At 49.0% G+C, this 25,760-nt stretch carries 27 protein-coding genes; 22 read left to right on the forward strand and 5 right to left on the reverse strand.

The genetic code is table 11. From position 1 onward, the window contains the following. Position 1: 1 nt before the first annotated feature. From mnmE to IE054_RS16825, 19 genes are all read left to right on the forward strand, one after another. A complete protein-coding gene (mnmE, locus tag IE054_RS16735; RefSeq protein ID WP_189408324.1) occupies positions 2–1,390 on the forward strand; it encodes a tRNA uridine-5-carboxymethylaminomethyl(34) synthesis GTPase MnmE in 1,389 nt (462 codons plus the stop codon). Between the two features lies 1 nt (position 1,391). Further along, positions 1,392–1,826, forward strand: a complete 435-nt coding sequence (gene mioC / locus IE054_RS16740) for an FMN-binding protein MioC (RefSeq protein WP_189408326.1) — start codon at positions 1,392–1,394, stop codon at positions 1,824–1,826. A gap of 4 nt (positions 1,827–1,830) precedes the next feature. After that, positions 1,831–2,496, forward strand: a complete 666-nt coding sequence (locus IE054_RS16745) for a DnaT-like ssDNA-binding domain-containing protein (RefSeq protein WP_189408327.1) — start codon at positions 1,831–1,833, stop codon at positions 2,494–2,496. A gap of 2 nt (positions 2,497–2,498) precedes the next feature. Next, positions 2,499–3,317, forward strand: coding sequence for an ATP-binding protein (locus tag IE054_RS16750; protein WP_189408329.1), 819 nt, complete (start codon positions 2,499–2,501; stop codon positions 3,315–3,317). 114 nt (positions 3,318–3,431) lie between these two features. Next, positions 3,432–4,214 carry a DUF4097 family beta strand repeat-containing protein gene (locus IE054_RS16755; RefSeq protein ID WP_189408331.1) on the forward strand — a complete coding sequence of 261 codons (783 nt, stop codon included), beginning with the start codon at positions 3,432–3,434 and terminating at the stop codon, positions 4,212–4,214. A 498-nt stretch (positions 4,215–4,712) separates the two neighbouring features. Continuing rightward, positions 4,713–6,614, forward strand: a complete 1,902-nt coding sequence (gene mnmG / locus IE054_RS16760; protein WP_189408332.1) for a tRNA uridine-5-carboxymethylaminomethyl(34) synthesis enzyme MnmG — start codon at positions 4,713–4,715, stop codon at positions 6,612–6,614. Next, positions 6,611–7,258, forward strand: a complete 648-nt coding sequence (rsmG, locus tag IE054_RS16765; protein WP_189408334.1) for a 16S rRNA (guanine(527)-N(7))-methyltransferase RsmG — start codon at positions 6,611–6,613, stop codon at positions 7,256–7,258. Before mnmG ends, rsmG begins: the two co-directional genes overlap by 4 nt. A gap of 11 nt (positions 7,259–7,269) precedes the next feature. After that, positions 7,270–8,064: a ParA family protein gene (locus tag IE054_RS16770; RefSeq protein WP_189408335.1), complete on the forward strand. Its 795-nt coding sequence runs from the start codon at positions 7,270–7,272 to the stop codon at positions 8,062–8,064. A 54-nt stretch (positions 8,065–8,118) separates the two neighbouring features. Continuing rightward, complete coding sequence (locus tag IE054_RS16775; protein WP_189408337.1) at positions 8,119–8,988, forward strand: ParB/RepB/Spo0J family partition protein; 870 nt, start codon at positions 8,119–8,121, stop codon at positions 8,986–8,988. 188 nt (positions 8,989–9,176) lie between these two features. Continuing rightward, positions 9,177–9,575, forward strand: coding sequence for an ATP synthase subunit I (locus IE054_RS16780; RefSeq protein WP_189408339.1), 399 nt, complete (start codon positions 9,177–9,179; stop codon positions 9,573–9,575). Positions 9,576–9,665: 90 nt separating this feature from the next. After that, a complete protein-coding gene (gene atpB / locus IE054_RS16785) occupies positions 9,666–10,499 on the forward strand; it encodes a F0F1 ATP synthase subunit A (protein WP_189408341.1) in 834 nt (277 codons plus the stop codon). 103 nt (positions 10,500–10,602) lie between these two features. Continuing rightward, complete coding sequence (gene atpE, locus IE054_RS16790) at positions 10,603–10,824, forward strand: F0F1 ATP synthase subunit C (RefSeq protein WP_032095247.1); 222 nt, start codon at positions 10,603–10,605, stop codon at positions 10,822–10,824. A 45-nt stretch (positions 10,825–10,869) separates the two neighbouring features. Continuing rightward, positions 10,870–11,340: a F0F1 ATP synthase subunit B gene (gene atpF, locus IE054_RS16795; protein WP_189408343.1), complete on the forward strand. Its 471-nt coding sequence runs from the start codon at positions 10,870–10,872 to the stop codon at positions 11,338–11,340. Between the two features lie 15 nt (positions 11,341–11,355). Then, positions 11,356–11,889 carry a F0F1 ATP synthase subunit delta gene (gene atpH / locus IE054_RS16800; protein ID WP_189408344.1) on the forward strand — a complete coding sequence of 178 codons (534 nt, stop codon included), beginning with the start codon at positions 11,356–11,358 and terminating at the stop codon, positions 11,887–11,889. A 13-nt stretch (positions 11,890–11,902) separates the two neighbouring features. Beyond that, positions 11,903–13,444, forward strand: coding sequence for a F0F1 ATP synthase subunit alpha (gene atpA / locus IE054_RS16805; RefSeq protein WP_189408346.1), 1,542 nt, complete (start codon positions 11,903–11,905; stop codon positions 13,442–13,444). A gap of 64 nt (positions 13,445–13,508) precedes the next feature. Beyond that, positions 13,509–14,369 (forward strand): F0F1 ATP synthase subunit gamma, encoded by an 861-nt coding sequence (atpG, locus tag IE054_RS16810; RefSeq protein WP_189408347.1) that lies wholly within the window; start codon positions 13,509–13,511, stop codon positions 14,367–14,369. 33 nt (positions 14,370–14,402) lie between these two features. Further along, complete coding sequence (gene atpD, locus IE054_RS16815) at positions 14,403–15,788, forward strand: F0F1 ATP synthase subunit beta (RefSeq protein WP_189408348.1); 1,386 nt, start codon at positions 14,403–14,405, stop codon at positions 15,786–15,788. A 68-nt stretch (positions 15,789–15,856) separates the two neighbouring features. Then, the gene (locus IE054_RS16820) at positions 15,857–16,273 is read left to right on the forward strand and encodes a F0F1 ATP synthase subunit epsilon (protein WP_189408350.1); all 417 of its coding nucleotides are present in this window, start codon (positions 15,857–15,859) and stop codon (positions 16,271–16,273) included. Between the two features lie 231 nt (positions 16,274–16,504). Further along, a complete protein-coding gene (locus tag IE054_RS16825) occupies positions 16,505–17,467 on the forward strand; it encodes a hypothetical protein (protein WP_189408352.1) in 963 nt (320 codons plus the stop codon). Between the two features lie 3 nt (positions 17,468–17,470). On the opposite strand, the gene IE054_RS16830 is transcribed toward IE054_RS16825, so the two are convergent. Next, positions 17,471–18,043, reverse strand: coding sequence for a tRNA-uridine aminocarboxypropyltransferase (locus tag IE054_RS16830; RefSeq protein ID WP_189408353.1), 573 nt, complete (start codon positions 18,041–18,043; stop codon positions 17,471–17,473). Positions 18,044–18,071: 28 nt separating this feature from the next. Between IE054_RS16830 and IE054_RS16835 the strand changes: the two genes are divergently transcribed. From IE054_RS16835 to IE054_RS16845, 3 genes are all read left to right on the forward strand, one after another. Further along, on the forward strand, positions 18,072–18,413 hold the full coding sequence (locus IE054_RS16835) for an MGMT family protein (protein WP_189408354.1): 342 nt from the start codon (positions 18,072–18,074) through the stop codon (positions 18,411–18,413). Between the two features lie 62 nt (positions 18,414–18,475). Then, positions 18,476–19,684 carry an HD-GYP domain-containing protein gene (locus IE054_RS16840; protein WP_189408356.1) on the forward strand — a complete coding sequence of 403 codons (1,209 nt, stop codon included), beginning with the start codon at positions 18,476–18,478 and terminating at the stop codon, positions 19,682–19,684. 240 nt (positions 19,685–19,924) lie between these two features. Next, a complete protein-coding gene (locus tag IE054_RS16845; RefSeq protein WP_189408358.1) occupies positions 19,925–20,566 on the forward strand; it encodes a YiaD family glycine zipper/OmpA-like lipoprotein in 642 nt (213 codons plus the stop codon). 16 nt (positions 20,567–20,582) lie between these two features. Here the strand turns inward: IE054_RS16845 and IE054_RS16850 are convergent, their stop codons facing one another. From IE054_RS16850 to IE054_RS16865, 4 genes are all read right to left on the reverse strand, one after another. Further along, positions 20,583–21,059, reverse strand: a complete 477-nt coding sequence (locus IE054_RS16850) for a nuclear transport factor 2 family protein (RefSeq protein WP_189408359.1) — start codon at positions 21,057–21,059, stop codon at positions 20,583–20,585. Between the two features lie 129 nt (positions 21,060–21,188). Beyond that, the gene (locus tag IE054_RS16855; protein ID WP_189408361.1) at positions 21,189–21,407 is read right to left on the reverse strand and encodes a helix-turn-helix transcriptional regulator; all 219 of its coding nucleotides are present in this window, start codon (positions 21,405–21,407) and stop codon (positions 21,189–21,191) included. A 767-nt stretch (positions 21,408–22,174) separates the two neighbouring features. Further along, positions 22,175–23,839, reverse strand: a complete 1,665-nt coding sequence (locus tag IE054_RS16860; protein WP_189408363.1) for a UvrD-helicase domain-containing protein — start codon at positions 23,837–23,839, stop codon at positions 22,175–22,177. Beyond that, entirely contained in the window at positions 23,836–25,740 is a 1,905-nt protein-coding gene (locus tag IE054_RS16865) for an ATP-dependent nuclease (protein WP_189408364.1), read from the reverse strand. The genes IE054_RS16860 and IE054_RS16865 overlap by 4 nt, the downstream gene beginning before the upstream one ends. Positions 25,741–25,760: the final 20 nt, after the last annotated feature.

Here is a 25,760-nt window from a genome sequence, read left to right on the forward strand (position 1 = left end):
CATGACAGATAGCGCCTTTTCATCAGAGACCATCACCGCCCAGGCCACCGCACCAGGTCGTGGTGGTGTGGGTATTGTGCGGGTATCCGGTCCACAGGCTGGCAACATCGCTGAGGCACTGGTAAAACAATCGCTGCCACCGCGTCAGGCTGTGTACACCCCTTTTTATGATGCGCATGGCAATGTCATTGATCAGGGGCTCGCTCTGTACTTTGTAAATCCGCACTCCTTCACCGGTGAAGACGTGCTTGAGCTGCATGGTCATGGCGGGCAGGTGGTAATGGATATGCTGCTTAATGCCGTACTGGCCACTGGCAAGGCGCGTCTGGCGCGACCGGGAGAGTTTTCAGAACAGGCGTTCATGAATGATAAGCTGGATTTGGCACAGGCCGAAGCCATTGCCGATTTAATCGATGCCAGCTCTGCACAGGCAGCCCGCAGTGCCATGCGTTCATTGCAGGGGGATTTTTCCCAGCGCATTCATGCCTTAAGTGATCAGATTATTCATCTTAGGATGTATGTGGAAGCCGCCATCGACTTTCCCGACGAGGAAATTGATTTTCTTGCCGATGGTAAAGTGGCAGCAGATTTATCCGCCATTGTCGAAAGCCTGGACAGCATTATGCGACAGGCCAAGCAAGGCAGTTTGCTGCGCGAAGGTATGCAGGTGGTGATTGCCGGACGACCTAACGCCGGTAAGTCCAGTTTGCTTAATAGCCTGGCCGGTCGTGACAGCGCCATCGTTACCGATATCGCCGGTACAACCCGGGATGTATTGCGTGAGCACATCGATATAAACGGCATGCCAGTGCACATTATTGACACGGCCGGCTTACGGGACAGCCCGGATAAAGTAGAAAAAATCGGCATTGAGCGGGCCTGGCAGGCCATTGAACAGGCCGATCAGGTGCTGTTTGTGGTCGATGTATCACAAACCAGCACCATCGATCCCTATGACATCTGGCCGGAGTTCATGCAAAAGTTGCCCGCCGGGATCCCGGTCACGGTGATTCGCAATAAAGCCGACCTGGTGGATGAATCCATTGGCCATCAGCATGTCACGACAGCGCACGGGGATATCGGCGTGATCAGCTTATCTGCACGTTCGGGCAAAGGGGTGGACCTGTTACGCAAACACCTGGCCGATACCATGGGTCTGGATACCACCACAGAAGGCCAGTTTATTGCCCGCCGCCGGCACCTTGATGCTCTTGGTCAGGCCCATACACATATACAAAGTGGTCAGCAGCAACTGCTGGACAACATGGCCGGTGAGCTGCTTGCAGAAGAGCTGCGTTTAGCCCATCAGTACTTAAGCGAAATCACCGGTGAATTTACCTCCGACGATTTGCTGGGTAAGATCTTCTCTTCTTTCTGTATTGGTAAATAGTATGAGCACCCGTTATTCCATCATTGTTGGTTCCATGCTGGGCGCCGCTGAATATGTGGCTGATGCACTGGCCGAGGTCATTCGTGAACACAATGGCCAGGCTGAGATTCACCTTGAGCCAGCACTGGACGACATTCCCAAAGACAGTGTCTGGGTGGTTTGTACATCTACGCATGGCGCCGGCGACTTGCCGGATAACATTCAGCCGTTTGCCACCTCACTGGAAAACACCGATCTCAGTGATATTTCAGCGTATATCGTGGGCCTGGGCGACAGCAGCTATGACACCTTCTGCTTTGGTGCCGAAACCATGGAAGGACTGCTCAGGAAAGGTGGCGCCACCTTGCTGGAAAAACCGCTGCATATTGATGTTCTGCACCACCCTATTCCTGAAGATGAAGCCGTGAACTGGTTTCGATCCAGGATACGTAGCTAATGCTATGACATTAAACGATGCAGAGCGTGCCGCCTTACACATACCGCTTGCCAATGATGCACGCGTATTATACTGCCTGGGACTCAGACCTGACGCGAATGAGAAAACCGGCGCCAGTGCGCCCCTGGACTATCGCGCATTGCTGACACTGTTAAATGCGGATAACAAAGATGCCCCTTATCAGCGCGGTCGCCAGATCAACAGCTTATTAAAACAGCTGGACAGCGCGGGGTTAGTTACCCTTGTCAGCGGGACTGACTTTGAACATTCGCTGAACGGTCAGCAGGTGATGCTGCCGCTGTGCAAACTGGCGCAGTCTGCTTTTGAGACTCTGCATTCCACCCACACTGGTATGACGCGTCACTGGCAACCCGACAACGCTCTGTATAAAGAGCTTACAGCCTTAATGGGCGTCATCGACAGTGACTTTGATGACCAGGATGTGGGCGAGTTCGTGGCCTACTGGCTAGGGCGGCCAGACGCGGTATTCAGTTTATTTCAGTGGACTCAGAAGTTTGCCTACAGCATGCGTAAAAAGCGTCTCGCGGCCGGTTATGTGCCAACCCGTCGCGTAGGTAACCAGACCACCAAGGTTGCAGCCGGTGTCGAAGCGGATGATAATGCCCGTAAACTGGTAGAGAAATACGCCGCCAAGAAGCCTGAATCGTAATTATGGAATCAATTAAAGATCGCATCGCTAATCTCGCAAGAGCGATGAACAAAAAGCCAGAGATGGACGGTGAGTACATCGACTATCCGACGCTGCGCAAACAGTACGAGCAACAGGCCAGTCAGGATATTCAGGCGTTGCAGCAACGTACCAAGCAGGAGCGCATAGAAACCATTCATGGTCGTTCCGATCTGAATCCCAAATGGACCTTTGCCAACCTGATAGAAGACAGCGATGATGTAATTGAGGCGATTTCGATAGCCAAATCCTTTATTGCTGCGCATGATGATCCGTCCTGGCGTCAGAGTGGCTCGCATATGATGCTGTTCTATGGTGACTATGGCCGTGGCAAGTCGCACATAGCAGGTGCTATGGCCCATCAGCTAATTGAACAGTATGAAATCTCGGTACTCTACCGGCAATTATCTACGCTGCTGGAAATGCGTTATTTCTCTTACGATTACAGTGCAAAGGACAATATTGGTGAGAAGTTCCGTGAAGCCAATCAGGAACTGCTCGACGTGGATCTGCTGATTCTGGATGAGGTATGCGTCAACGAAACCGTTCTGAAGAAAAATACCCAGAGCTGGCTGGGTAATCTGCTGCGCCAGCGCCTGGTTAATAAGAAAAACTGTATTCTCATCACTAACCATAACCTGCAGGATTTAGAACAGGCTGTCGGGCGCTACTGCTTTGAATCCATCAAGGAATACGATACCTACAAGGTCAGATTCTCCGGACCCAGCCGACGCACAGCCGTCTCCCAGGAGGATGATCCACACTCGGCTCCTCAGGGCTATCAGCCCAATCAAATAAAATAGGCATTTAAACCTTCCGCGTTTACCCAGCGACTAAAACCAGGATAGCCACTATCTTTAGGTATACGGTGTACAAATCGACGCTGCACACCGTTGTCGCATAAACGAGGAATCACTATGACCATCACTGCCCTATGTCGCACCGCACTACTCAGCGCTCTGTTACTCACGCCTGAGGCATTTGCCAGACAGATTGAACGGACCTTCAACGCATCACCGGGTGGCACGCTTGAAGTGCAGACACAAACCGGGAGTATCCACGTACAAACCCATGACAGAAACGAAATCCTCGTCGACATTGAAATTGAAGGTGATGATGAAGACGACTTTAGCCTTGAGTTTGAGCACGAGGGTGATGATCTGACCATCATCGGTGAAAAAGAAAGTACGGGCAGCGGCTGGTGGGGCGGGAACCGCCTGAGAGCCAGCTTTACCATTACCGTCCCCAGAACCTTTGATCTCGACTTACACACCGCCGGCGGGCGCATAGAAACGGAGGATCTTAAAGGCGACGTGTACGCCCGCACATCAGGCGGCTCAATCATTATCGGTAATATAGAAGGCGATGTGGATTTAAGAACGTCTGGGGGCTCTATCCGTACCGAGGATATTGTTGGTGAAATTGATGCCCACACCTCCGGTGGCAGTATTGATGTGACGTTTGCAAAGCAACTTACGCAAGATGCGACGTTACGAACGTCTGGCGGCAGCATTAAGGCAAGATTGCCCGAAGATGTGCAGATTGATCTTGATGCATCAACCAGTGGCGGGCGTGTTACTACCGAATTTAACGTTGACGGACGAATAAAAAAGCGATCCATTGATGGTGAGATCAACGGCGGCGGTCCCCGCCTGACACTGCAAACATCTGGAGGAAGCGTCCGTGTGGACAAGATCTAATCCACACCCTGATCAGCGATCACGCCCGTTAAATGCGGGCGTTGTTGTGATCGCACGATCGTTTGGCAAACAACTTATCCCCACGACGATCACAAATTGATCAGAGATGTGGATATGATCCCCCAGAGCACTGTGTATAAGCTTTGATCTAATTTTGTATGAATTGAGCGGCAGATCGCAATGTGGATAACAAAGGGGGTTATACACAGGATCTGATCCTACTTATGGATCCACGTTTCCCAAACTTATTAATCTCGCAAGTAACTGAAAATAATAGTTAATAAACACTTATAAACAGATCTGTGCGATCCTAATAACAATAAAAATAAGAGATCATATAAAGATCTTAAGATCATAAGAGCCGATCGCACGAGCACACTGCCGCAGTTTTGAAGAAAATTTAACCGTTTTCTTATCGCGCTATCTCAGCTAAAATACGCGCCCTTTTTCCGTACAGACCGGGATCAGGCCACATTTTTCTACGTGCACGAGGTTACTATGTTTTATCAGCAAGCGTTTGATGTCATCGTTGTCGGTGGCGGACATGCAGGCACCGAGGCCGCCCTGGCCGCTGCCCGGATGGGAGTTCGTACCCTGCTGTTAACGCACAACGTTGAAACCATTGGACAGATGTCCTGTAACCCCGCCATTGGTGGTATTGGTAAAGGTCATCTGGTAAAAGAAATCGATGCCTTAGGTGGTGCAATGGGCCTGGCGACCGATCACGGCGGGATCCAGTTCAGAACACTGAATTCCAGTAAAGGTCCGGCCGTGCGTGCAACCCGTGCCCAGGCTGATCGCAGCCTGTATAAACAGGCCATCCGAAACATTGTAGAAAATCAGCCTAATCTAACCTTATTCCAGCAAAGCGTGGATGATCTGATCGTAGAAAACGATCAGGTTACCGGTGTTGTGACCCAGATGGGGCTTAAGTTTCATGCCAAAACCGTGGTGCTGACCGTGGGTACATTTTTGGGCGGGACGATCCATATTGGCATGCAAAACTATCGGGGCGGACGCGCGGGTGATCCGCCTGCGATCGCACTGGCAGATCGGTTACGTGCCTTGCCATTTCGCGTAGATCGGCTTAAAACCGGCACACCAGCACGGCTTGATGCACGTTCGCTGGATTTCAGCGTGATGCAGGAACAACCCGGTGATAGCCCGGCGCCGGTGGTATCGTTTATGGGTAACCGCGATATGCATCCGCGCCAGATTTCCTGTTATATCACCCATACCAATGAGAAGACCCACGAGATTATCCGCGGTGGACTGGATCGCTCACCCATGTATTCCGGCATCATTGAGGGGGTGGGCCCGCGTTACTGTCCAAGTATCGAGGATAAGATCATGCGTTTTGCTGACAAAGATTCACACCAGATCTTTGTGGAACCGGAAGGTTTAAACAGCATTGAAGTTTATCCCAACGGGATTTCCACCAGTCTGCCCTTCGATGTGCAGATGGAGCTGGTACGCTCTATTAAAGGGTTTGAAAATGCCCATATCGTGCGCCCTGGTTATGCCATTGAGTATGACTATTTTGATCCGCGCGATCTGAAGCAAACCCTGGAAACCAAATATATCGACAATCTGTATTTTGCTGGCCAAATCAACGGCACGACCGGCTATGAAGAAGCCGGGGCTCAGGGCCTGGTAGCAGGTGCCAATGCGGCGCTGCGGGTGCAGGAACGAGAACCGCTGATCCTGCGTCGTGATCAGGCTTACATAGGCGTATTGATCGATGATCTCGCAACCATGGGTACCAAAGAACCGTATCGCATGTTTACCAGTCGTGCCGAGTACCGGTTGTTGCTGAGAGAAGACAATGCCGACATGCGTCTGACTAAACTGGGTCGTGAAATAGGACTGGTCGATGATGCGCGCTGGGCGGCATTTAACCGCAAAATGGAGCTGGTGGAGGCGGAACAGGAGCGCCTGCGTGGCCAGTTTATCCATCCCGAGCATGAAGCGGCAGCGGCCCTGAATGATATGCTGAAAAATCCGGTAAGTCGCGAACACTCGCTGGAAGAGCTGATCCGCCGCCCGGAAATGACTTACCAGCAGCTCATGAGTATTGACTGTCTGGGGCCGGGCGTGGCCGATCCTATTGCAGCCCAGCAGGTTGAGATCCAGATTAAATACGCCGGCTATATTGCCCGTCAGTTAGACGAAATTGCCAAAGCGCAGCGCCACGAAAATACGCTGTTGCCGTCGGACCTGGACTACAGCCGGATATCCGGATTGTCCAATGAGGTTATTGCTAAACTGTCCGATGCCCGTCCGGAGACCATCGGCAAAGCATCACGCATTTCCGGCGTCACGCCTGCCGCCATTTCCCTGTTGCTGGTGTACATGAAAAAGCACGGCATTTTACGTAAGCAGGAATCACTGTCTGCATGAATAACACGGTGAATCTGAAAGACAGACTTGGCGAGATCCTGGACGCGGGCTGCAAAAACCTGGGCGTGCAGTTGCATGACGAGCAGCGCAGCGCGCTGGTAGGCTATGTGCTGCTGATGGACAAATGGAACAAAGCCTATAACCTCACCTCGGTGCGTGATCCACAACAAATGATGGTGCGTCATGTGCTGGATTCACTCAGCGTGGCGCCGCATCTTCGTGCGTCGCAGGTGATTGATGTTGGTACGGGTCCCGGACTGCCAGGGATCCCGCTGGCCATCATGCAACCGGGAACTCACTTCACGTTGCTCGACAGTCTGGGAAAGCGTGTGCGCTTTTTAAAACAGTGCGCCTACGAACTACAACTTGAGAATGTTACGCCCATTCAGTCCCGGGTAGAGGCCCACACGCCGGATACCCCCTACGATGTGGTATTAAGTCGGGCCTTTGCATCACTAAAAGATATGTTGCACTGGTGTGCGCATCTGGTAGATTCAAAGGGACAATTTCTTGCTCTGAAAGGTCAGTTTCCTCAGTCAGAGCTAGACGAAGTGAGTAATCACTTTCATATTGACGATATCATCAACGTGGATGTTCCGGATCAGGACGGCGACAGACACCTGGTATTTATCAGCAAAGCGTAACGGGATTCAGGGTGGCAAAGGTAATCGCAATTGCGAATCAGAAAGGCGGTGTGGGTAAAACCACAACGGCGGTGAACGTAGCGGCATCCATGGCTGCAACAAAACGAAAAGTATTGCTGATCGACCTCGATCCTCAGGGCAATGCCACCATGGGTAGTGGTGTTGACAAGTATGATGTCGAGGCCACCGCGTATGAACTGCTGATTGAGGAAGCCGCTGCTGATAAGGTCATTATTCCTTCAACAACAGGAAAGTATGATCTCATCCCTGCCAACGGCGATGTTACCGCCGCTGAAATCAAACTGATGGAAATGTTTGCCCGTGAAGTGCGGCTACGCAATGCCCTTAACCCTGTGATGAACGATTATGACTTTGTGTTTATAGACTGTCCGCCATCACTGAATCAGTTAACGGTGAATGCACTGGCGGCTGCCGACTCGGTAATGGTGCCGATGCAGTGTGAATATTACGCACTGGAAGGCCTGACAGCGTTGATGGATACGATTGGCAAACTGGCCTCAGTAGTGAATCCGCAGCTTAAGATAGAAGGTGTGCTGCGAACCATGTATGATCCGCGCAACCGTCTGGCGAATGATGTGTCGGAGCAACTTAAACGTCACTTTGGTGAGCAGGTTTACCGCACGGTCATTCCCCGTAATGTACGGCTGGCAGAAGCCCCTAGTTTTGGCGCGCCCGCCATGTATTACGATAAATCGTCAACGGGCGCGAAGGCGTATCTGTCGCTGGCCGGTGAAATATTACGGCGACGGGATAAAGTCTCACCTGCCCCGGCTAAAGCCAGTTAATCACAAGAAATCATCGTCGTCGGCAACGATAACGTTAATGCCATAGAGGAAACTATGTCAGCGAAAAAACGCGGATTAGGGCGCGGCCTGGATGCGCTGCTTGCAACCAGTCAGTCATCATCTAATGCTCAGCCGGAAACCTCGGCCACGCACAGTGAACTGAGTACACTGCCTATTGAACATCTGGTGCCGGGCAAATACCAGCCGCGTAAAGATATGTCACCCGAAGCGCTGGAAGAGCTGGCATCATCCATCCGTTCTCAGGGTGTTATTCAGCCTATTGTGGTTCGACAGGTCGACAATCACCGTTTTGAAATCATTGCCGGGGAGCGTCGCTGGCGCGCCGCGCAACTTGCGCAACTCGATGAGGTGCCGTGTCTGGTTAAAAACGTACCGGATGAAGCGGCCGTGGCCATCGCGCTGATTGAAAACATTCAGCGTGAGGACCTTAATGCCATGGAAGAAGCTATGGCGTTAGACCGGCTGATGAACGAATTTTCTCTCACCCATGCCCAGGTCGCCGAAGCCGTCGGTAAGTCGCGTACCACGGTGACTAACCTTCTGCGTCTGAATAATCTCAACGATGATGTTAAGTTGCTGGTCGAGCACGGTGATATCGAGATGGGTCATGCCCGCGCATTACTGTCACTGGAAGGCGATGCTCAGTCTGACGCTGCACAAACTGTATCCGGCAAAGGTCTGACTGTGCGGGATACAGAAAAACTGGTGAAGAAACTACTGGAACCGGCTAAGCCTAAACCCGAAAAACCGATTGATCCTGACGTAAAACAGCTCATCGAACGCCTGTCTGAGAACCTCGGTGCAGAGGTCAATATTGCGCACAATGCGAAAGGCAAAGGGAAAATGGTCATTAACTTTAATGACTTGGATCAGCTAGACGGAATTATCTCTAAATTTCAATAAGTTAAATTTTCCTCGTGCGACGCAATTACACTGTACTGCGGTGGGTTACAGCGCGGGGTTTTTCAGGTACACTTGTTCGCCGTATTGGTTATTGAACAGGTAAATTTTCAGGATAACTTTCAAAAAGCGCTGGGTTGTTGAAAATAATCGGTAAAACAGTATACTTCTGACGCTTTTTGCAAGACGAGATGACATTGCAGCGCAGTAACACAAACAGACTGACAGCGCCCGGCAGAGAGCTGGCAAAAAAAGGCCTTCTTTTTCAAAGCGTCACTGCGTTTTTTCTGATTGTTTTATCGGCATTTTTTGGTTCAGCCGAGGCAGTCATCTCAATAGCGTCGGGAACGCTGATAAGTCTTCTGCCGTCAGCGCTATTTGCAGTATTCGCGTTTCGCTACGCTGGCGCAACGCAGCTAAAACAGGTCAATCAGAGTTTTGGCCAGGGGGCCAAGCTGAAAATGGCCCTGACAATCATATTATTTGTGGTTGCGTTTGCGGGCTTACAGGCTCACCCGCTTTTCGTATTGCTCGGGTACGCGATCACAGCAGTAAGCCACGTGCTTGCTATGTTCCGGCATGGTACATAAAAAACGATAACAGCATAACCAATGCGTATACGCCGCGACAGGCGCGCCGGACACTGAACAGAATTTATACTTTGCAACTTGGGTTAAAAAATGGCATCTGAATACACGACTACAGGATATATCAAGCACCACTTGACCAATGCCACCATGTGCTCAACCGAAAACGGAATTGCTTTTAACAAGGCCTGTTCTGATGCCGGTTTCTGGCAATGGCATGTTGATACGTTAGGCTGGTCAATTGTTCTTGGTATTTTCTTTTTATGGCTGTTTCGCAGCGTCGGTAAGAAAGCAACCACTGGCGTGCCGGGCAAAATGCAGGCCTTCATTGAGCTTATCGTAGAGTTCGTTGACGATAACGTAAAAAGCACTTATCACGGCAAAAGCGCTCTGATTGCGCCGCTGGCTCTGACCATTTTCGTCTGGGTGCTGCTGATGAACCTGATGGACTTGGTCCCGGTTGATCTGCTGCCATGGATTGCGGGGCAAATTGGCGCCGCTGGATTTGGCATGGATCCGCATGACGTTTACATGAAAGCCGTCCCTACGACTGACTTGAACCTGACCTTTGCGCTGGCGTTCGGTGTGTTCGTGCTGATCATCTACTATTCACTGAAAATGAAAGGCATTGGTGGCTTTGCCAAAGAGCTGACCATGCAGCCTTTCAATCACTGGGCCTTTATTCCGGTGAACTTCATTCTGGAAACCGTTACCCTGCTGGCGCGTCCTTTATCACTGGCGCTGCGTTTGTTCGGTAACCTGTACGCCAGTGAGCTTATCTTTATTCTGATAGCCACCATTGGCTACTTCCAGCTGCCGCTGCATTTCATGTGGGCAGTGTTCCATATTCTGGTATTGCCGCTACAGGCCTTCATATTCATGATGCTGACCATCGTGTATCTGAGTCTGGCGAGCGAAGACCATTAAGAAGTAACGGCTGTGCGGCTACAGCGCCTGGTGTTGATGTCGCACTGTCACAATGAGTAACGCTTTTAACTTTAACTTTAAATAACTTAAATCGGAGACGTAAATGTTATACATCGCTGCTGCACTACTGATTGGTCTGGGTGCCCTGGGTACCGCTATTGGTTTCGGTCTGCTGGGTGGTAAATTCCTGGAATCTGCTGCTCGTCAACCAGAACTGGCCCCTCAACTGCAAGTTAAAATGTTCATCGTAGCGGGTCTTATCGACGCCATCGCGATGATCGGTGTTGGTATCGCTCTTTACCTGTTGTTCGCTGTTGGTGCTTAACTTTCATACCCAAATTATTAGCGAACTATTAGAGGAGGGGCGATTGTGAATTTTAACGCCACTTTTATTGGTCAATTAATCGCCTTCGCTGTGTTCGTGGTGTTCTGCATGAAATATGTATGGCCACCGCTGATCGCAGCGATTGAAGAACGTCAGAAGAAGATTGCCGATGGTCTTGAAGCTTCTGAACGGGCAGAGAAAGACTTAGAACTTGCTCAGGAGAAAGCAACTGAGCAACTGAAAGATGCGAAAGCGCAAGCAGCTGAAATTGTCGAGCAGGCCAAAAAGCGTGCTAATCAACTTGTTGATGAAGAAACGCAGAAAGGCCGTGACGAACGCGAGAAGATTGTCGCGTCCGGTTATGCCGAAATTGAAGCTGAACGCAATCGTGCCAAAGAAGAACTGCGTCAACAGGTTGCCGTACTGGCAGTGACTGGTGCACAGCAGATTCTTCAACGTGAAATCGATGCACAAGCCCATAACGACATTGTTGAAAAACTTGTCGCTGAGCTTTAACGAGGGAGATGAGCCATGTCTGAATTGACAACCGTTGCTCGTCCCTATGCTAAAGCGGCTTTCGATTTTGCCGTCGAGCACAAGGCCGTCGACCAATGGCAGCAAATGCTGACATTTGCCGGCGCTGTTGCCCAGAATGAAGAAATGCATGCGTTGTTAACCGGTGCCATGGCATCTGAACAGCTTGCAGAAATCTTCATGAATATCTGCGGTGAAGAGCTCGATGAAAATGGCCAGAACCTGATTAAGGTACTGGCGGAAAATAAACGTTTGGCTGCCCTGCCCGACATTGTCGTGCTATTCGATGCTTACAAAGCAGAATACGACAAAGAAGTTGAAGTCGATGTGACTTCGGCGGCAGAGCTCAGTGACACTCAGCAACAAGAACTGAGTAAATCACTGGAAGAACGTTTGGCACGTAAAGTGAAGCTTAATTGTAACGTGGATCCTGACCTGATCGCGGGACTGGTTGTAAAAGCCGGTGACACCGTAATTGATGGTTCCGTCAAATCGAAATTGAACCGTCTGTCAGACGCGTTGCAAGCATAACGGGGATAAGAGCATGCAACTTAATTCCACTGAAATTGCAGAACTGATCAAGAAAAGAATTGAGAAGTTCAATGTAGCCAGTGAAGCACGCAATGAAGGCACCATCGTCGCAGTAACCGACGGTATTATTCGTATTCACGGCCTGGCCGATGTAATGCAAGGTGAGATGATTGAGCTTCCTGGTGGTCGTTATGCAATGGCACTGAACCTTGAGCGAGACTCAGTCGGTGCGGTTGTAATGGGTCCTTATGCGGACCTGCAGGAAGGTGTAAAAGTCCAGTCTACCGGGCGTATTCTGGAAGTACCGGTAGGTCGTGCCCTGCTTGGCCGTGTTGTAAACACGCTGGGTGAGCCGATCGACGGTAAAGGCGCAATCGATGCCGACAGCTATGAGCCGGTAGAGAAAATTGCACCAGGCGTAATCGAACGTCAGTCAGTCGACCAGCCGGTACAAACCGGTTACAAGTCGGTTGACGCCATGATCCCAATTGGTCGTGGTCAGCGTGAGCTGGTCATCGGTGACCGCCAGACGGGTAAAACCGCGATGGCCGTCGATGCCATCATCAACCAGAAAGGCACCGGCATTAAATGTGTGTACGTAGCGATTGGTCAGAAAGCCTCGACCATCTCTAACGTGGTACGCAAGCTGGAAGAACATGGCGCGATGGAACACACTATCATCGTTGCGGCGTCTGCCTCTGAGTCTGCGGCATTGCAGTATCTGTCTGCCTACTCGGGTTGTACGATGGGTGAATTCTTCCGTGACCGCGGTGAAGATGCCCTGATCGTTTATGATGATCTGTCTAAGCAGGCCGTTGCCTATCGTCAGATTTCACTGCTGCTGCGTCGTCCGCCAGGCCGTGAAGCTTACCCAGGTGATGTTTTCTACCTTCACTCACGTCTGCTTGAGCGTGCTGCACGGGTTAACGCAGATTACGTTGAAAAGTTCACTAACGGTGATGTGAAAGGCCAGACCGGTTCACTGACGGCACTGCCAATCATTGAAACCCAGGCGGGTGACGTATCGGCATTCGTACCGACCAACGTTATCTCAATCACTGACGGTCAGATCTTCTTAGAAACTGACCTGTTCAACGCAGGTATCCGTCCGGCCGTAAACGCCGGTGTCTCGGTATCGCGTGTTGGTGGTTCGGCACAGACCAAAATCATCAAGAAGCTGGGTGGCGGTATCCGTCTGGCCCTGGCTCAGTATCGTGAACTTGCTGCGTTCTCGCAGTTCGCGTCTGACCTTGATGAAGCAACCCGTGAACAGCTTGAGCACGGTGAGCGCGTTACCGAACTGATGAAGCAGAAGCAGTATACGCCACTGTCGATTGCAGACATGGGTGTGTCACTGTTCGCCGTTGAAAAAGGCTTCTTAAAAGATGTTGAGCTGAACAAGATCCTGGATTTTGAAGCAGCCCTGCACTCTTACATGAACAGCGAACACGCTGAGCTGATGAAGACTATCAACGAATCTGGAAATTACAACGACGAGATTGCCTCTAAACTGAGCGACGCTTTAACCAAGTTTAAAGAAACGCAAACGTGGTAATCGGCGGGCCGGCATTGTCGTAAGACACTGCCGGCATCAACGTTAAGTAATTGGAGAGATAGTCATGGCCAGCGGTAAAGAAATAAAAGGTAAGATTGGGAGTATTAAAAATACTCAAAAGATTACCAGCGCGATGGAAATGGTTGCGGCGTCTAAAATGAAAAAGGCGCAGCAGCGCATGGCCACAGGCCGTCCATACGCACAAAATATGCTTAAAGTGATTGGTCACATTGCCAACGGTAACCTCGAATACCGCCATCCTTATCTGGAAGAGCGTGAGGTTAAGCGTGTTGGTTATATTGTGATTTCCACTGACCGGGGCTTATGTGGTGGTTTGAACACCAACGAATTCAAAATGGTTACGCAGGAAGTGAAGAAGTGGCGTGATCAGGACGTTGAAGTTGATTTTGCAGCGTTAGGTGCAAAAGCGTGTTCGTTCTTCAATCGGTTCGGCGGCCAGTTACTGGCGGCAGAGTCCGGGTTAGGAGACAAACCATCGGTAAGCGATGTGGTGGGCGTTGTTCGCACCATGCTGCGAGCTTATGATGAAGGCAAGCTGGACCGGGTTTTCCTGGTTTACAACGACTTTATCAATACCATGTCACAAGAGCCGGTGAGCAACCAGTTATTGCCTTTGCCCAAATCTGAAAATGAAGATTATCACCATCGCTGGGATTACATCTACGAGCCGGATCCAAAAGCCATTTTGGAAGCATTAATGGTTCGTTACATTGAATCTCAGGTGTATCAGGGCGTTGTGGAAAATGCCGCGTCAGAACAGGCGGCACGGATGGTTGCCATGAAAGCAGCCACCGACAACGCAGGTAACCTTATTGATGACCTGCAACTGGTATACAACAAAGCGCGTCAGGCCGCGATCACGCAGGAAATCAGCGAGATTGTTGGTGGCGCATCAGCGGTGTAGGCAAAGGTTTAAAAGAGATAACGAGGACAAATTATGAGTCAAGGTAAGGTCGTCCAAATCATTGGCGCCGTTGTGGACATTGAGTTTCCACAGGATGCGGTACCAAAAGTTTACGACGCACTGCGAGTTACCGAAGGTGACTTATCCGGGTTGACCCTGGAAGTGCAACAACAGCTTGGTGGCGGTGTTATCCGTGCCATTGCTATGGGTACCACTGACGGTCTGCGTCGCGGACTGGCAGTAGAGAACTCAGGCGAGCCCATCATGGTTCCGGTCGGTACACAAACACTGGGCCGTATCATGGACGTGCTGGGTAACCCTATCGACGAAGCAGGCCCGATCGGTGAAGAAGAGCGTATGTCTATTCACCGCGCAGCGCCTAGCTACGAAGAGCAATCCAACTCACAGGAAATCCTGGAAACCGGCATTAAGGTTATCGACCTGATTTGCCCGTTCGCCAAAGGTGGTAAAGTTGGTCTGTTCGGTGGTGCCGGTGTTGGTAAAACCGTTAACATGATGGAGCTTATCCGTAACATCGCCATCGAGCACAGTGGTTTCTCTGTATTCGCTGGTGTGGGTGAGCGTACCCGTGAAGGTAACGATTTCTATCACGAAATGAACGACTCCAACGTACTGGATAAAGTATCGCTGGTATACGGTCAAATGAACGAGCCACCGGGTAACCGCCTGCGTGTTGCACTGACTGGTCTGACCATGGCGGAGAAATTCCGTGATGAAGGTCGTGACGTACTGTTCTTCGTTGATAACATCTATCGCTATACGCTGGCAGGTACCGAAGTATCGGCACTGCTGGGTCGTATGCCATCTGCCGTAGGTTATCAGCCTACCCTGGCTGAAGAGATGGGTGTACTGCAGGAACGTATTACCTCAACCAAGACAGGTTCAATCACGTCAATTCAGGCGGTATACGTACCAGCCGATGACTTGACGGATCCGTCGCCAGCCACAACCTTTGCCCACCTGGACGCAACAGTTGTACTGTCACGTGATATCGCCTCTTTGGGTATCTATCCTGCGGTAGACCCGCTGGATTCAACATCACGTCAGCTGGATCCACTGGTGATTGGTCAGGAGCACTACGATGTAGCGCGTGGCGTACAAACCGTACTGCAGCGTTATAAAGAGCTGAAAGATATCATTGCGATTCTGGGTATGGACGAGCTGTCTGAAGAAGACAAGCTAACGGTTGCCCGTGCACGTAAGATCCAGCGCTTCCTGTCTCAGCCGTTCTTCGTAGCCGAAGTATTTACCGGTGCGCCAGGCAAATATGTGCCTCTGAAAGACACTATCAGCGGCTTTAAAGCGATTCTTGATGGCGAGTACGACGATCTGCAGGAGCAGCACTTCTACATGGTCGGTACCATCGAAGACGCAGCGGAAAAGGCCAACAAAGGCTAAGGACGGTGCTGCTGGTGGATTAGCCACCAGCCACTACCCTTGCTTGCGTACCTAATTGGGAGGTTCTTATGGCAGCAATGACAGTACATCTGGATGTGGTAAGCGCGGAAGAAGAGATTTTCTCGGGCCGTGTTGAGCGCATTCAGGTGACCGGAAGTGAAGGTGAACTGGGTATCTATCCGGGTCACGCACCTCTGATCTCTGCTATTAAACCTGGAATGGTGCGTTTGGTGAAACAGCACGGTGACGAAGAAGTCATCTATGTTGCCGGTGGCTTCCTGGAAGTTCAGCCTGGCAACGTGACTGTTCTGGCCGATACCGCGGTGCGCGCGGAAGAGCTTGACGAACAGGCGGCAGAAGAAGCCAAACGACGTGCAGAAGAGCACATCGCCAACCCAGGTGCGGACTTTAATTATGCGGAGGCGGCCCACGAGCTTGCCGAAGCAATCGCGCAGCTTCGACTTATTAAGAAATTGCGTAATTAAAGAGTCTGATAGTTCAAAAGCCCGCTCTTCAGCGGGTTTTTTTATGTCATAATAGAGGTGCCGAGTCGCTTGCAGAGAGCACCAGAGTGCGGTGCATTATCTCACCCGGCTGATAACTTCGCACATGACAAAACGACGGGTAACGCAACGAAGATGGTGCCCGCAACTAAATAACGCCTGACAGACTGTACATGGAGCCTACGGTCACAGGTTTAATAACAAACAATATCAATGACAATACGTTCCTATGAGAGCCGCCTGTCAACACGAAACGTGTGGCTGTTTCCCTTGCTTTTCATCATCGTCACGATGACAGGGCATTATCTTTCCGGCGCCCTGCACTGGCCTGTAATTTCACCGGATCACCAGCGCGATTTTAATACAGCATTGGGAATTAGCCTGTTGACGGCCGTTTTTTGGGCTGGGCTGCGTGCCATCCATCAAAACGTGGCCAGCACGCTGATAGCCATACTAGTCAAGCGCCATCAACTGAGTGAATTTAACCGTCATCGCTGGACTCTGAGTCGCAAATTTAAGTGGCAATTAAGTCTGTGCTGCTGCCTCGCGCCGCTGATGCCGGCGCTTTATCTGGTAGATCAGGGTTTACTGCCGCGCATCGATGAGCCCGGTGTCTACATGATCACCCTGACAGCCATTCCTTTCTGGCTGTTATTACTCGTCTTTCTGTGGCAGACCAGCACCAATACCCGTTATATCTTTGCCCTTGCCTTTGATCAATCAGCATCACAACCCACCGATCTGGATACGTATAAGTCAGTCTTCGACATGGCGATCGCCAATGCCCGCTATGCACTTGGTGCTATCGCTATCCTGCCAGTATTCTGGTTCAATAAACCGATTCCTATGCTGGATATGATCATCGTCAGTATGGCTGGCAGTGTACTGCTGATATATTTATTTATTCCGGTATGGCAGGCGTACCGCAGAATTTCGGACCTGCGCCAGCGTATCAGGCTGGATGTTGAGCACAAAGTTACGAATATGGTCCGGGATCAGGCCAGAGGTGATGCCATTCCGGATTTTAGTTTCCGGCTGGAATCGCTGTTTCTTCTTCGGGATCAGGCTACAGATTTTGTACAAACCCGCCAGCGCCTGGGGTTTTTATTCAGCCTGACCTGGCTACCCTTGTCTCTGTTTATCGTTAACCTTTTCGAACGACTGATGTCGACATGATTGTCAGCGCCTGTGAGCCGCAGGCGCCCTCCAGCGTTCTACAAATACTTTCTGAAGTGAATAAAGCGGCGACACATCATCCTGATAAACCTGATGCATGCAATAAGCTATGGCCTCAAGTGTCGACAGGCTATTGATTTTTTGGGTATGGCGTATGTGGTAAGCTGAATCCGGCGGACTGGCAAAGTGATACGCTGGTAGCGCCTGCAAAAAAGGATGCTGATGCAACATTGCATAAGCCTGTTTCCAGCTGCCATCCAGAAACAGCCATTGTTTGACCGGCATCTCACTGAATGCTGTGTCTTCAAGTGGCCGGCTGTATTCGGCGGGATAAATCAGGGCGCTGGACGTGGCGTCACAGTGTATGCGAAGTTTCTGCATTGCGTCGGCATCTGACGTATTAATCACGGTAACCTTGCGTGAACATAATTGCGCCAGCCGGGCGGTATTCTTAGCATGTTTTTGTTCTTTTGGGTGCTGAAGAACAATGGCGGGCGCGGACAAGCAGGTCGGCGTAACAGCGGCACAGAGACACTGACTTGCCGGGTACTGACAACGGTCGCAATACGCACGCATGGTGTGGCCTCACATAAAAAGGAAGAGTATGCCCAACTTGCCCGCGTATACGCAAATTCAGCAAACACTTAAACTGGTGCCTGCAGGCACAGTGGTCAGCTATGGCCAATTGGCTGATCTTGCAGGGTTACCGGGACGAGCGAGGCTTGTCGGGCGATGTCTGAAAGAGGCGGGATCAGAAGCACTCCCCTGGCACCGGGTGCTCAGAGCCGATGGTAAAATTGCCTTTCCTGCCGGTAGCGATGCAGCCGGGGAGCAGCGTCAGCGGCTTATTGCAGAAGGGGTGATGGTGCGCAATTACCGGGTAAAGCTTAGCGAATTCGGCTGGCAACCGGACAGCTATACATTGCTGCACAGGCTGCAATTCTAAATAGTTTGCCTGCACCGGCTATTTTGGTTAGGTTTAACTATGTTACAGGAGTGAATCAGATAATGACGGAATCATCGCTTAGAACGATAAAAATAAAAGACCTGAAGCCCGGCATGTATGTCCATGAAATTCTTGATCACAGCGGTAAGCTGAAGGTTAAGAGCAGAGGGCGCGTAAGCAGTGATGCCATTGTCGCTAAGCTAAAGGCGCGCGGCGTTAAAGAAGTGGTGATTGACGAAGCCCGGCAAGATGATGATGTACCAAAGGATTCAACAGTGGCCGTGACGGTCGCGCCTGAGAAAGAATCAGAAGATCCCGGCAGTGCTAATGTCACAATAGAAGACGAACTCGCCCGTGCCAGAAAGCTGCATGCCAAAGGTAAGAATATTCAAAAGCAGTTATTGAAGTCGGTGAAAAAAGGCCTGCCGTTCGATAACGCAATCCCCCGTGATTTCTCGCACAGTCTGGTTGAATCTATTGACCGTAATCCCAATGCGCTGGTATGCCTGACCAAAATCCGTGAAAAAGATGATTACCTGTTAGAGCATTCACTGAATGTGGCTATCTTGCTGGCGAACTTTGGACGGCATCTTGGCATGAGTACCAAAGAAGTGGAAGACCTTGCTTATGCAGGCTTTTTGCACGATATCGGTAAAATTCAGATACCCGATGAGATCCTGCATAAGCCGGGCCGTCTGACCGATGCAGAAATGACGGTGATGAAAGAGCACGTGCAGCGAGGTGTTGACGTGCTGGTAGAGACTGGCATAAGCGAGGAGTTAATCAGAACCGTGAGCGAACACCACGAGCGGCTTGATGGCCTGGGCTATCCTGCCGGCGTGAGTGGCGATGATATCAGCCATACAGGGCGAATGCTGGCCATTGCCGATGTCTACGATGCACTTACCGCTGACAGGGTGTATAAAGCCGGTATGCCCAGCCAGAAGGCGTTTTCAATTTTGATGGCTGACAGCCCGCATAAATTGGATAAAGACCTGGTGCAGCAGTTTATTAAGTGCATGGGCGTGTACCCGATTGGAAGCCTGGTACTATTAAGTAACGAGCGTCTGGCGATGGTTATGGAGCAAACCGATGCCCCGCTTGCGCCTAAGGTGAAAATATTCTACTCGGTCAGAAATCAGCATTTTCTGGAACCCAAAGATTGTGATTTGTCTGCCGAGGCCAGTTTAAAAGTGGTAAAGGCTGCGCTTGGCAGTGATTACCGAATAGACGTGAATGGGTTTTTTGAGCGCGCTGTTGCCCCCCAGTAGTTACCGAATACCCATGTCAGTATGAATTCTGCCACCTGTTCCTATGTCGTCATATAGCAACAGCTAGCCCGGTAGAATTTACCGGGTATGTCTGTTTTTTCTTCACTATATTGTGTCTTATTTTTGCCTTTCTTTATTACAGGGCCCGGCAACTGTGGCTGCCAGAAGACTGACAGGAAACTGGAACAGTATTTGCGTTATTGAACCTTAATACCTATTCCATCAGAACGTGAGGAAGCTATGAAGAAAACACTTACGGTTGGTCTTGTCGCAGCATCGCTGGCAATAGCGGGCTGTGCAAATAATATGTCAAACACCCAAAAAGGGGCCGGTATCGGCGCCGTTGCCGGTGCCATTCTGGGTAAAGCCACCGGCGATCACGATAAAAGCCGGTATGCCTGGGGCGCGGTAGTGGGTGCCATTGCTGGTGGCGCAATTGGTAATTACATGGATAAGCAGGAAAAAGAACTGCGCGATGAGTTATCTGATACCGGCGTTGATGTGGTACGTGAGGGTGATAATTTGCGTCTGGTTATGCCGGGTGATATTACCTTTGCAACAGACAGTGCATCTGTCAGCCCCAATTTTAATCCAGTGCTTAACGACGTGGCAACGGTTATCAACAACTACGAGAAAACAGTACTGATGATTGAAGGTCACACCGACGACACGGGTGCCGCTGAATACAATCAGGCACTGTCTGAGCGCCGTGCCAATGCCGTAAAAGGGGTATTAACGAATTATGGCGTTAACGCCAAGCGTGTTACTACCGTTGGTCTGGGCGAATATGAGCCTAAAGTATCAAACAGCAGCGCCAGTAATCGCCAGAAAAACCGTCGGGTAGAGCTTGAGATCCAGCCTATTCGTCAGGGCGACGTATAACCAGTATCATGGGTGGCTAATGGCCACCCTTTTCAATGGCCTTGATTTGATCCGCAACATCCCCTGCTATGGCATTGGGAACCGGAATAGCCAGGTGATACTGCATTACCTTCCAGTTGCCTTCCTTTTTCTCCAGTACGCCGGTGCCACGCGTAATGCCTAACTTGTCATTGCGCAGCAGCTCATCAAACCACGCTACGTCTCCATCATCAGAAAAGTAAACATGCCGATTGTAAGGGTGATACGTCCACCCTGTCCCTTTATTAAAATGCGGCATGGCGTAGTCTTTAAATTCGCTTACCGTCCATACTTCACTGGCGTCCGTACCGATAAAGACAGCATCGGCGCTGAACAGTGAGAAATAATGTTCAGCATTGGCCTTTGCAGCGCTGTGATGAACCGAGTCGAGAACCTCATTTACTGCTTTTTCAGAGGCCTGACAGGTACTTATCATGCTGATGACAAGAAATAGTGTCGATAGCAGGGTTTTCATAATGCGTTCCTGGCGTTTCACATGAAACATATAAAGGCTATTAGGCATGGCAGACAACACAATTGCAACACTGACGGGAATCCAGGCAGGTAGAAATGGCAAACGCCCCTTTCGGAGCCTTATTTGTGACTACAGATGCCGCTGTACTAGCCTGACACCTATTTCAAAGCCACCTGGTTTTAGCAGTTTGTTAAGGATAGAAAGCCGGGGATCTATATGGCCTTTTTCGATATCACGGAGTGTTTTGTCAGAAATATTAATAAAGGCGGCATACTGGGTTTGTGTCATCCCATACAGGTTGATGCGTATTGCTTTGATGGTTTCACCGATTGATAGCTGACCGGCCATCACTTTATCGTTTAGCTCTTCGAGCAGTTTTTTCTTTCGCTTGCATAGCTTCAGTCGCAAGACAGTAGGGGAAGATAACGCTTATAACGCGAAGGTTGAGTCAGGGCAGGCTGCGCTGCCCTGTATTCTATTCAATATTCTGGATCTGATTATCGTTTTAATTTTCAAGATTCCAGCTATGACAGGGCTTGCAGGGTATTTATGACCCGTTTTTGAACCCTTTTACTCACCAGTGTACTCACCACAAAGAAATCGAAAAAATTTATGAAAAAAATTAAAAAAATGCTCAATTTCTAACTGGGAGAGTTGGGATATGGGAAACATAACTAACTATTTGCATCAGTACAAACACAATATGGTGAGTGCAAAGAGACATTCACAGACAGCAAGCAATCATCAAGAGTAATCCAAAATTGTAACTTTCTGCCCGCTTTGACCAGGTAACACTGGTCGCTAGCCCGAACATTTTTTAGAGTTGTACGTTCAATAGGTTTTGCTGACCTTGCTATATTAGCAAATTCTACTTTTTAGCCCTGTTTATAAAGTCCATAGATTTCATAAAAGCCCCTTTCGCTATGAGGTTGGTAAGTTTTAGGCGCTTGTCGCCTAAAGGCGCGCCATACCTCATGGCCAACACAGACTACGCAGAGAAAAGCCAGTCAAGCTAGAAATCGCCCGAAGGGTTGCGAAGCAAGGGGGCCCCGCTTGCGGGGTTCCGATTTATGGCTTTACAGGATTTGAACGAAGTGGTTTAGGGCTTAAATATGTTAGCCGTCTAGTACTTGGTTCGCATATTCAATATATTCATTTTTGGGTGTTCTTTTTTCCGACCATCTTCCTGTGAAGTCCTCTGGTCTGTCTCTATGGTTTACACTTGTAAGAACTAGCCTTTGTTTTGCCCTTGAAATACCAACAAAAAATGCGCACCTATTTGCAATCTGATCTCCAAAAAATATCTCTTCTTCAATAGCCATTATTATAGTTGAGTGAAATTCTAAACCTTTGCTTTTGTGTATAGTTAATATTCTTACCGCATGCTCATCAGAAAAGCGAGCTAATGCAGTTAGTAAATCAGGCTCTATTTCCAAAAGACCCTCGATTCGAGATTTAGTTTCAGCAACGATATCGCGTAATCTATCCTGAGATTCGTAATCTGCAGATAGAGTAACAAGCGTGTTTGTTCCGACATAATTCAGGAAACTCCTGACGGAACTCCACCATTCTGAATATCGATCCCCTAACTCCTTCGCGACTGTAATGGCTTCTCTTTGTTCTTTAAAAAACTGTCTTATACCTCGTCTATTCTTAGTGTTGATTTCATCTTGAGAAACTGGAATCAGCAGGTCCATTAATCTAGTCCATGCGTCAGGTTCTTTTTGTCCATACAAGCACGATAAATAGTCTACGATTAGTCTTGCAGCTGGTTCTACTGTAATATCTTGCATTTGTTGTTCGTTACGATAAGGAATTCTCCTAATCTCAAAAGCAGACATTAAAGGAGCTGCGTAGAGTTCTAATTGTTTGGAGACCAGGATGGCAATTTCGTTAAGAGGAATTCCCTCACGTCCTATCCAGTCTAAAATTGTGTCCGCAATATATTCGGCTTCTTCTTCAGCGTTGTTGAAATGGCTTACTGTAACCTCCCCATCCTCTCCCGTTAGTTGGTCTTCTTGCATTACAGAATCAGGATCGAGCTCACGAATTATTTCGTTCTGCAATCTAAGCAAGCGCGGTTTTGAACGAAAATTGCGATACATATTGAGGGGGATAGCTGAGAAGTCGTCAGCAAATGTTTGGAAAATTCCATCTAGTGCTCCAGCCCATCCCATTATTTTCTGTTTAGTATCACCTACCGCTGTTAGACGAATATCGGTGTTTTGAAAAACTATTTTTACGAGCTCGTATTGTTGGTTTGTACAGTCTTGGAACTCATCTAAAAAAACATCGGTATATGTTTGGCGAACTGCGCTACGGGCAAGATTGGAAGTTCGCAGAATCTGAGTTGCAAGAGGAACGAGTTCTTGAAATGTAATTTGCCTTCTTGTTATTTTTCTATCGCCAATCTTGTAATCTGCATCAAGAGCATCATTGCCAGTAAGTACTCCCCTGAATCTGTCAATGATACGCTTTGCAAAAGCATGAAATGTATAACTATCAAAGCGAGAGCCTAATTCAAAGCCGCAACGCTTTTGAATACGCTCCTTTAAATTTTTGCTTGCATCGACTTTGAAGGATATTGCTAAAATTCTTTTCGGATAGCGACACGTACCAGTTTGCAGCAAAAAATCTGCTCGTTGTGCTAGCATTTCTGTTTTACCCGCGCCAGGCCCAGCAGTTAAAGCTAGGCAACGAAGCTGCTCTTTAGCCGCTAGTAAAGCATTGGGTTCGAGCTCTAATCCATTTGCTGGCTGCCAGAGTTCAGTGGATATCACTCTGGAATCTCCGAAAGCATCTCAATTATATAATCTGCAAGCCTTCCGAATGACTCTGGTATGGTCTCTAGCAAATCTTCATCGGTCAATTTTGCCAAAGCGTTTATATGAGCCGCAGGTTTACTACCAAGCTTGAAAATTTTGTGATATGACTCGAAGAGTTTTAACTCATCTTTCGAGTATTGGTTTGATTCGAAGTGGTTTTTACCCAATACAGCCTTAATTGTAGAATCATCGGGGGTTTCCTCTAGCGCTTCATAAGCTTCTGGATAGCTAAGCACCATCGCGAAATCGAGGTCCATCGGAGACGAAAAGTATAGTCCTCGTTTCTCAAGTTCATGAAGATAGTGCTGGTAGTCCCTTACCATACACTCCTTGGAATTCCATTTGGGAATAAAATAATCTTCGGGTAGTACATTCTGAGGAGAAAATTTTCTTAATTGGTTGTTTGCATAATTTATTCTGCCCCATCCTGCTTGATAGCGTGCTACATCCAGATCAAGCAAAGTAACATGTGGTATGTCTAAAGCTGAAAGAAGCCGCCAAAAGTGATTGACATGTCGTCCTCCAAGAGGTGCAATTGTAATCGCAGATTCATCGATAGGCATACCCTTCGCTTCGAGTATCCGTGGTAAAACTATTTCTTCGCTATCGCCTTCGCCGAGAACAACTAATCGAGAGAAGTATATCTCTGGGAAGGCTTGTACAGCTTGTCTAACAAATTTATGGGCCTCGTCTGTCACATTAGGTAACTTAATTTTTTTGATTTTAGAACATCGAGTATCATCAAGACGCAAATACCTAATATGTCTTGGATCAACGCGTCGCAATAGCGATGGAGCATGTGTAGCTATCATGGCTTGTGCATCTTCATTGCGCGTAATTAAGTTCAGTGCGTTTATTATTCTGCCCAAATAATATGGTGATAGGCTGTTTTCTGGTTCTTCTAGAGCTATAAATGTGAAAACCGGAGGACGTAACCTTTCTGGATCAAATGAGTCGTTTCTACCGGCTAAAACATCCCTTCCAATTTCTTGAGATGACAATACTAAAGAAAGATAAAGCATTGATTTTTGACCGTCGCTTAGACGGGTAAAGTCAACAAAGTTTTCGTCATGGCCTGGAGAAAATGAAACTGAAAGGTGTCGAAGCAATGATTCAATTTCAGAAGCAACAAAAGTTATTTTTGGATCAGTAAAGTATATTCCTTTGTGAAGGGTTCCCCACTTTCTTTGCAGACTTTCGCTAAAAGCGTTAACAGAAGGGTTGGCTGCCAAACTTTCGCTAATTTGGTCTGTTAACTCCTTAACCGTTTGTCGCTCATCTTCCCAGTTTACTGCTCGCAACAATCGGCCAAGTAATGCATTAGTTCCAAAAGCTATGTGTTCTGTAGGGTCCCTTTGGGCAGGCAAATAGTGAACCTGTATATGGTTTCTCTCAGATCTAGGAACTGTCTTAAGATTTAAAGGTGAATTATCGTCATTAACTTCAAGGACATATTCGAAAGCTTCTTCAATATCGCCTGCTAATCCCATAGTGGCTCTCAGTCGATATCGAACTCTCGGAGTTCCATCAGGTTCGTCAAGTCGCATGTGACTAAAGTGAGGGGCGATCGTAGAGTTATCTTCGTCGTTATCCAGCTCTGGGAATGAAAAATCTGCCTCGATCCACATAATCCTCTCTTCGGGGGGCTCAGCTTCATCATGCGGGACGTGGAAGTCTGACTGGTGAGTACGTCGCAACTTCGGATCAAATGCAAACATTCTGCACAAAGCTTGCAGCGCTGCTGTTTTACCAGAACCATTGGGTCCTATTAAATAAGTGATGTCATCAAACGAGAGCTCCGTTGGCTCAGGCCCAAAGCTTTGAAAATTTGAAACTCTAATGCAATTTAGCTTCATCCTTGATCCTTGTGCAATTT

It is taken from the genome of Alteromonas halophila, assembly GCF_014651815.1.
GTDB classification, from domain to species: domain Bacteria; phylum Pseudomonadota; class Gammaproteobacteria; order Enterobacterales; family Alteromonadaceae; genus Alteromonas; species Alteromonas halophila.

What these genes read in the sequence shown, in the direction of transcription:
- IE054_RS16825 (WP_189408352.1), top strand. Translation starts at nt 16,505, where the DNA reads ATGACAATACGTTCCTATGAGAGCCGCCTGTCAACACGAAACGTGTGG.
- rsmG (WP_189408334.1), top strand. Translation starts at nt 6,611, where the DNA reads ATGAATAACACGGTGAATCTGAAAGACAGACTTGGCGAGATCCTGGAC.
- IE054_RS16755 (WP_189408331.1), top strand. Translation starts at nt 3,432, where the DNA reads ATGACCATCACTGCCCTATGTCGCACCGCACTACTCAGCGCTCTGTTA.
- IE054_RS16850 (WP_189408359.1), bottom strand. Translation starts at nt 21,059, where the DNA reads ATGAAAACCCTGCTATCGACACTATTTCTTGTCATCAGCATGATAAGT.
- mioC (WP_189408326.1), top strand. Translation starts at nt 1,392, where the DNA reads ATGAGCACCCGTTATTCCATCATTGTTGGTTCCATGCTGGGCGCCGCT.
- atpB (WP_189408341.1), top strand. Translation starts at nt 9,666, where the DNA reads ATGGCATCTGAATACACGACTACAGGATATATCAAGCACCACTTGACC.
- IE054_RS16820 (WP_189408350.1), top strand. Translation starts at nt 15,857, where the DNA reads ATGGCAGCAATGACAGTACATCTGGATGTGGTAAGCGCGGAAGAAGAG.
- IE054_RS16780 (WP_189408339.1), top strand. Translation starts at nt 9,177, where the DNA reads ATGACATTGCAGCGCAGTAACACAAACAGACTGACAGCGCCCGGCAGA.
- atpG (WP_189408347.1), top strand. Translation starts at nt 13,509, where the DNA reads ATGGCCAGCGGTAAAGAAATAAAAGGTAAGATTGGGAGTATTAAAAAT.
- IE054_RS16745 (WP_189408327.1), top strand. Translation starts at nt 1,831, where the DNA reads ATGACATTAAACGATGCAGAGCGTGCCGCCTTACACATACCGCTTGCC.
- mnmE (WP_189408324.1), top strand. Translation starts at nt 2, where the DNA reads ATGACAGATAGCGCCTTTTCATCAGAGACCATCACCGCCCAGGCCACC.
- IE054_RS16845 (WP_189408358.1), top strand. Translation starts at nt 19,925, where the DNA reads ATGAAGAAAACACTTACGGTTGGTCTTGTCGCAGCATCGCTGGCAATA.
- IE054_RS16750 (WP_189408329.1), top strand. Translation starts at nt 2,499, where the DNA reads ATGGAATCAATTAAAGATCGCATCGCTAATCTCGCAAGAGCGATGAAC.
- atpA (WP_189408346.1), top strand. Translation starts at nt 11,903, where the DNA reads ATGCAACTTAATTCCACTGAAATTGCAGAACTGATCAAGAAAAGAATT.
- atpH (WP_189408344.1), top strand. Translation starts at nt 11,356, where the DNA reads ATGTCTGAATTGACAACCGTTGCTCGTCCCTATGCTAAAGCGGCTTTC.
- atpD (WP_189408348.1), top strand. Translation starts at nt 14,403, where the DNA reads ATGAGTCAAGGTAAGGTCGTCCAAATCATTGGCGCCGTTGTGGACATT.
- IE054_RS16840 (WP_189408356.1), top strand. Translation starts at nt 18,476, where the DNA reads ATGACGGAATCATCGCTTAGAACGATAAAAATAAAAGACCTGAAGCCC.
- IE054_RS16835 (WP_189408354.1), top strand. Translation starts at nt 18,072, where the DNA reads ATGCCCAACTTGCCCGCGTATACGCAAATTCAGCAAACACTTAAACTG.
- atpE (WP_032095247.1), top strand. Translation starts at nt 10,603, where the DNA reads ATGTTATACATCGCTGCTGCACTACTGATTGGTCTGGGTGCCCTGGGT.
- IE054_RS16830 (WP_189408353.1), bottom strand. Translation starts at nt 18,043, where the DNA reads ATGCGTGCGTATTGCGACCGTTGTCAGTACCCGGCAAGTCAGTGTCTC.
- IE054_RS16865 (WP_189408364.1), bottom strand. Translation starts at nt 25,740, where the DNA reads ATGAAGCTAAATTGCATTAGAGTTTCAAATTTTCAAAGCTTTGGGCCT.
- mnmG (WP_189408332.1), top strand. Translation starts at nt 4,713, where the DNA reads ATGTTTTATCAGCAAGCGTTTGATGTCATCGTTGTCGGTGGCGGACAT.
- IE054_RS16855 (WP_189408361.1), bottom strand. Translation starts at nt 21,407, where the DNA reads ATGGCCGGTCAGCTATCAATCGGTGAAACCATCAAAGCAATACGCATC.
- IE054_RS16775 (WP_189408337.1), top strand. Translation starts at nt 8,119, where the DNA reads ATGTCAGCGAAAAAACGCGGATTAGGGCGCGGCCTGGATGCGCTGCTT.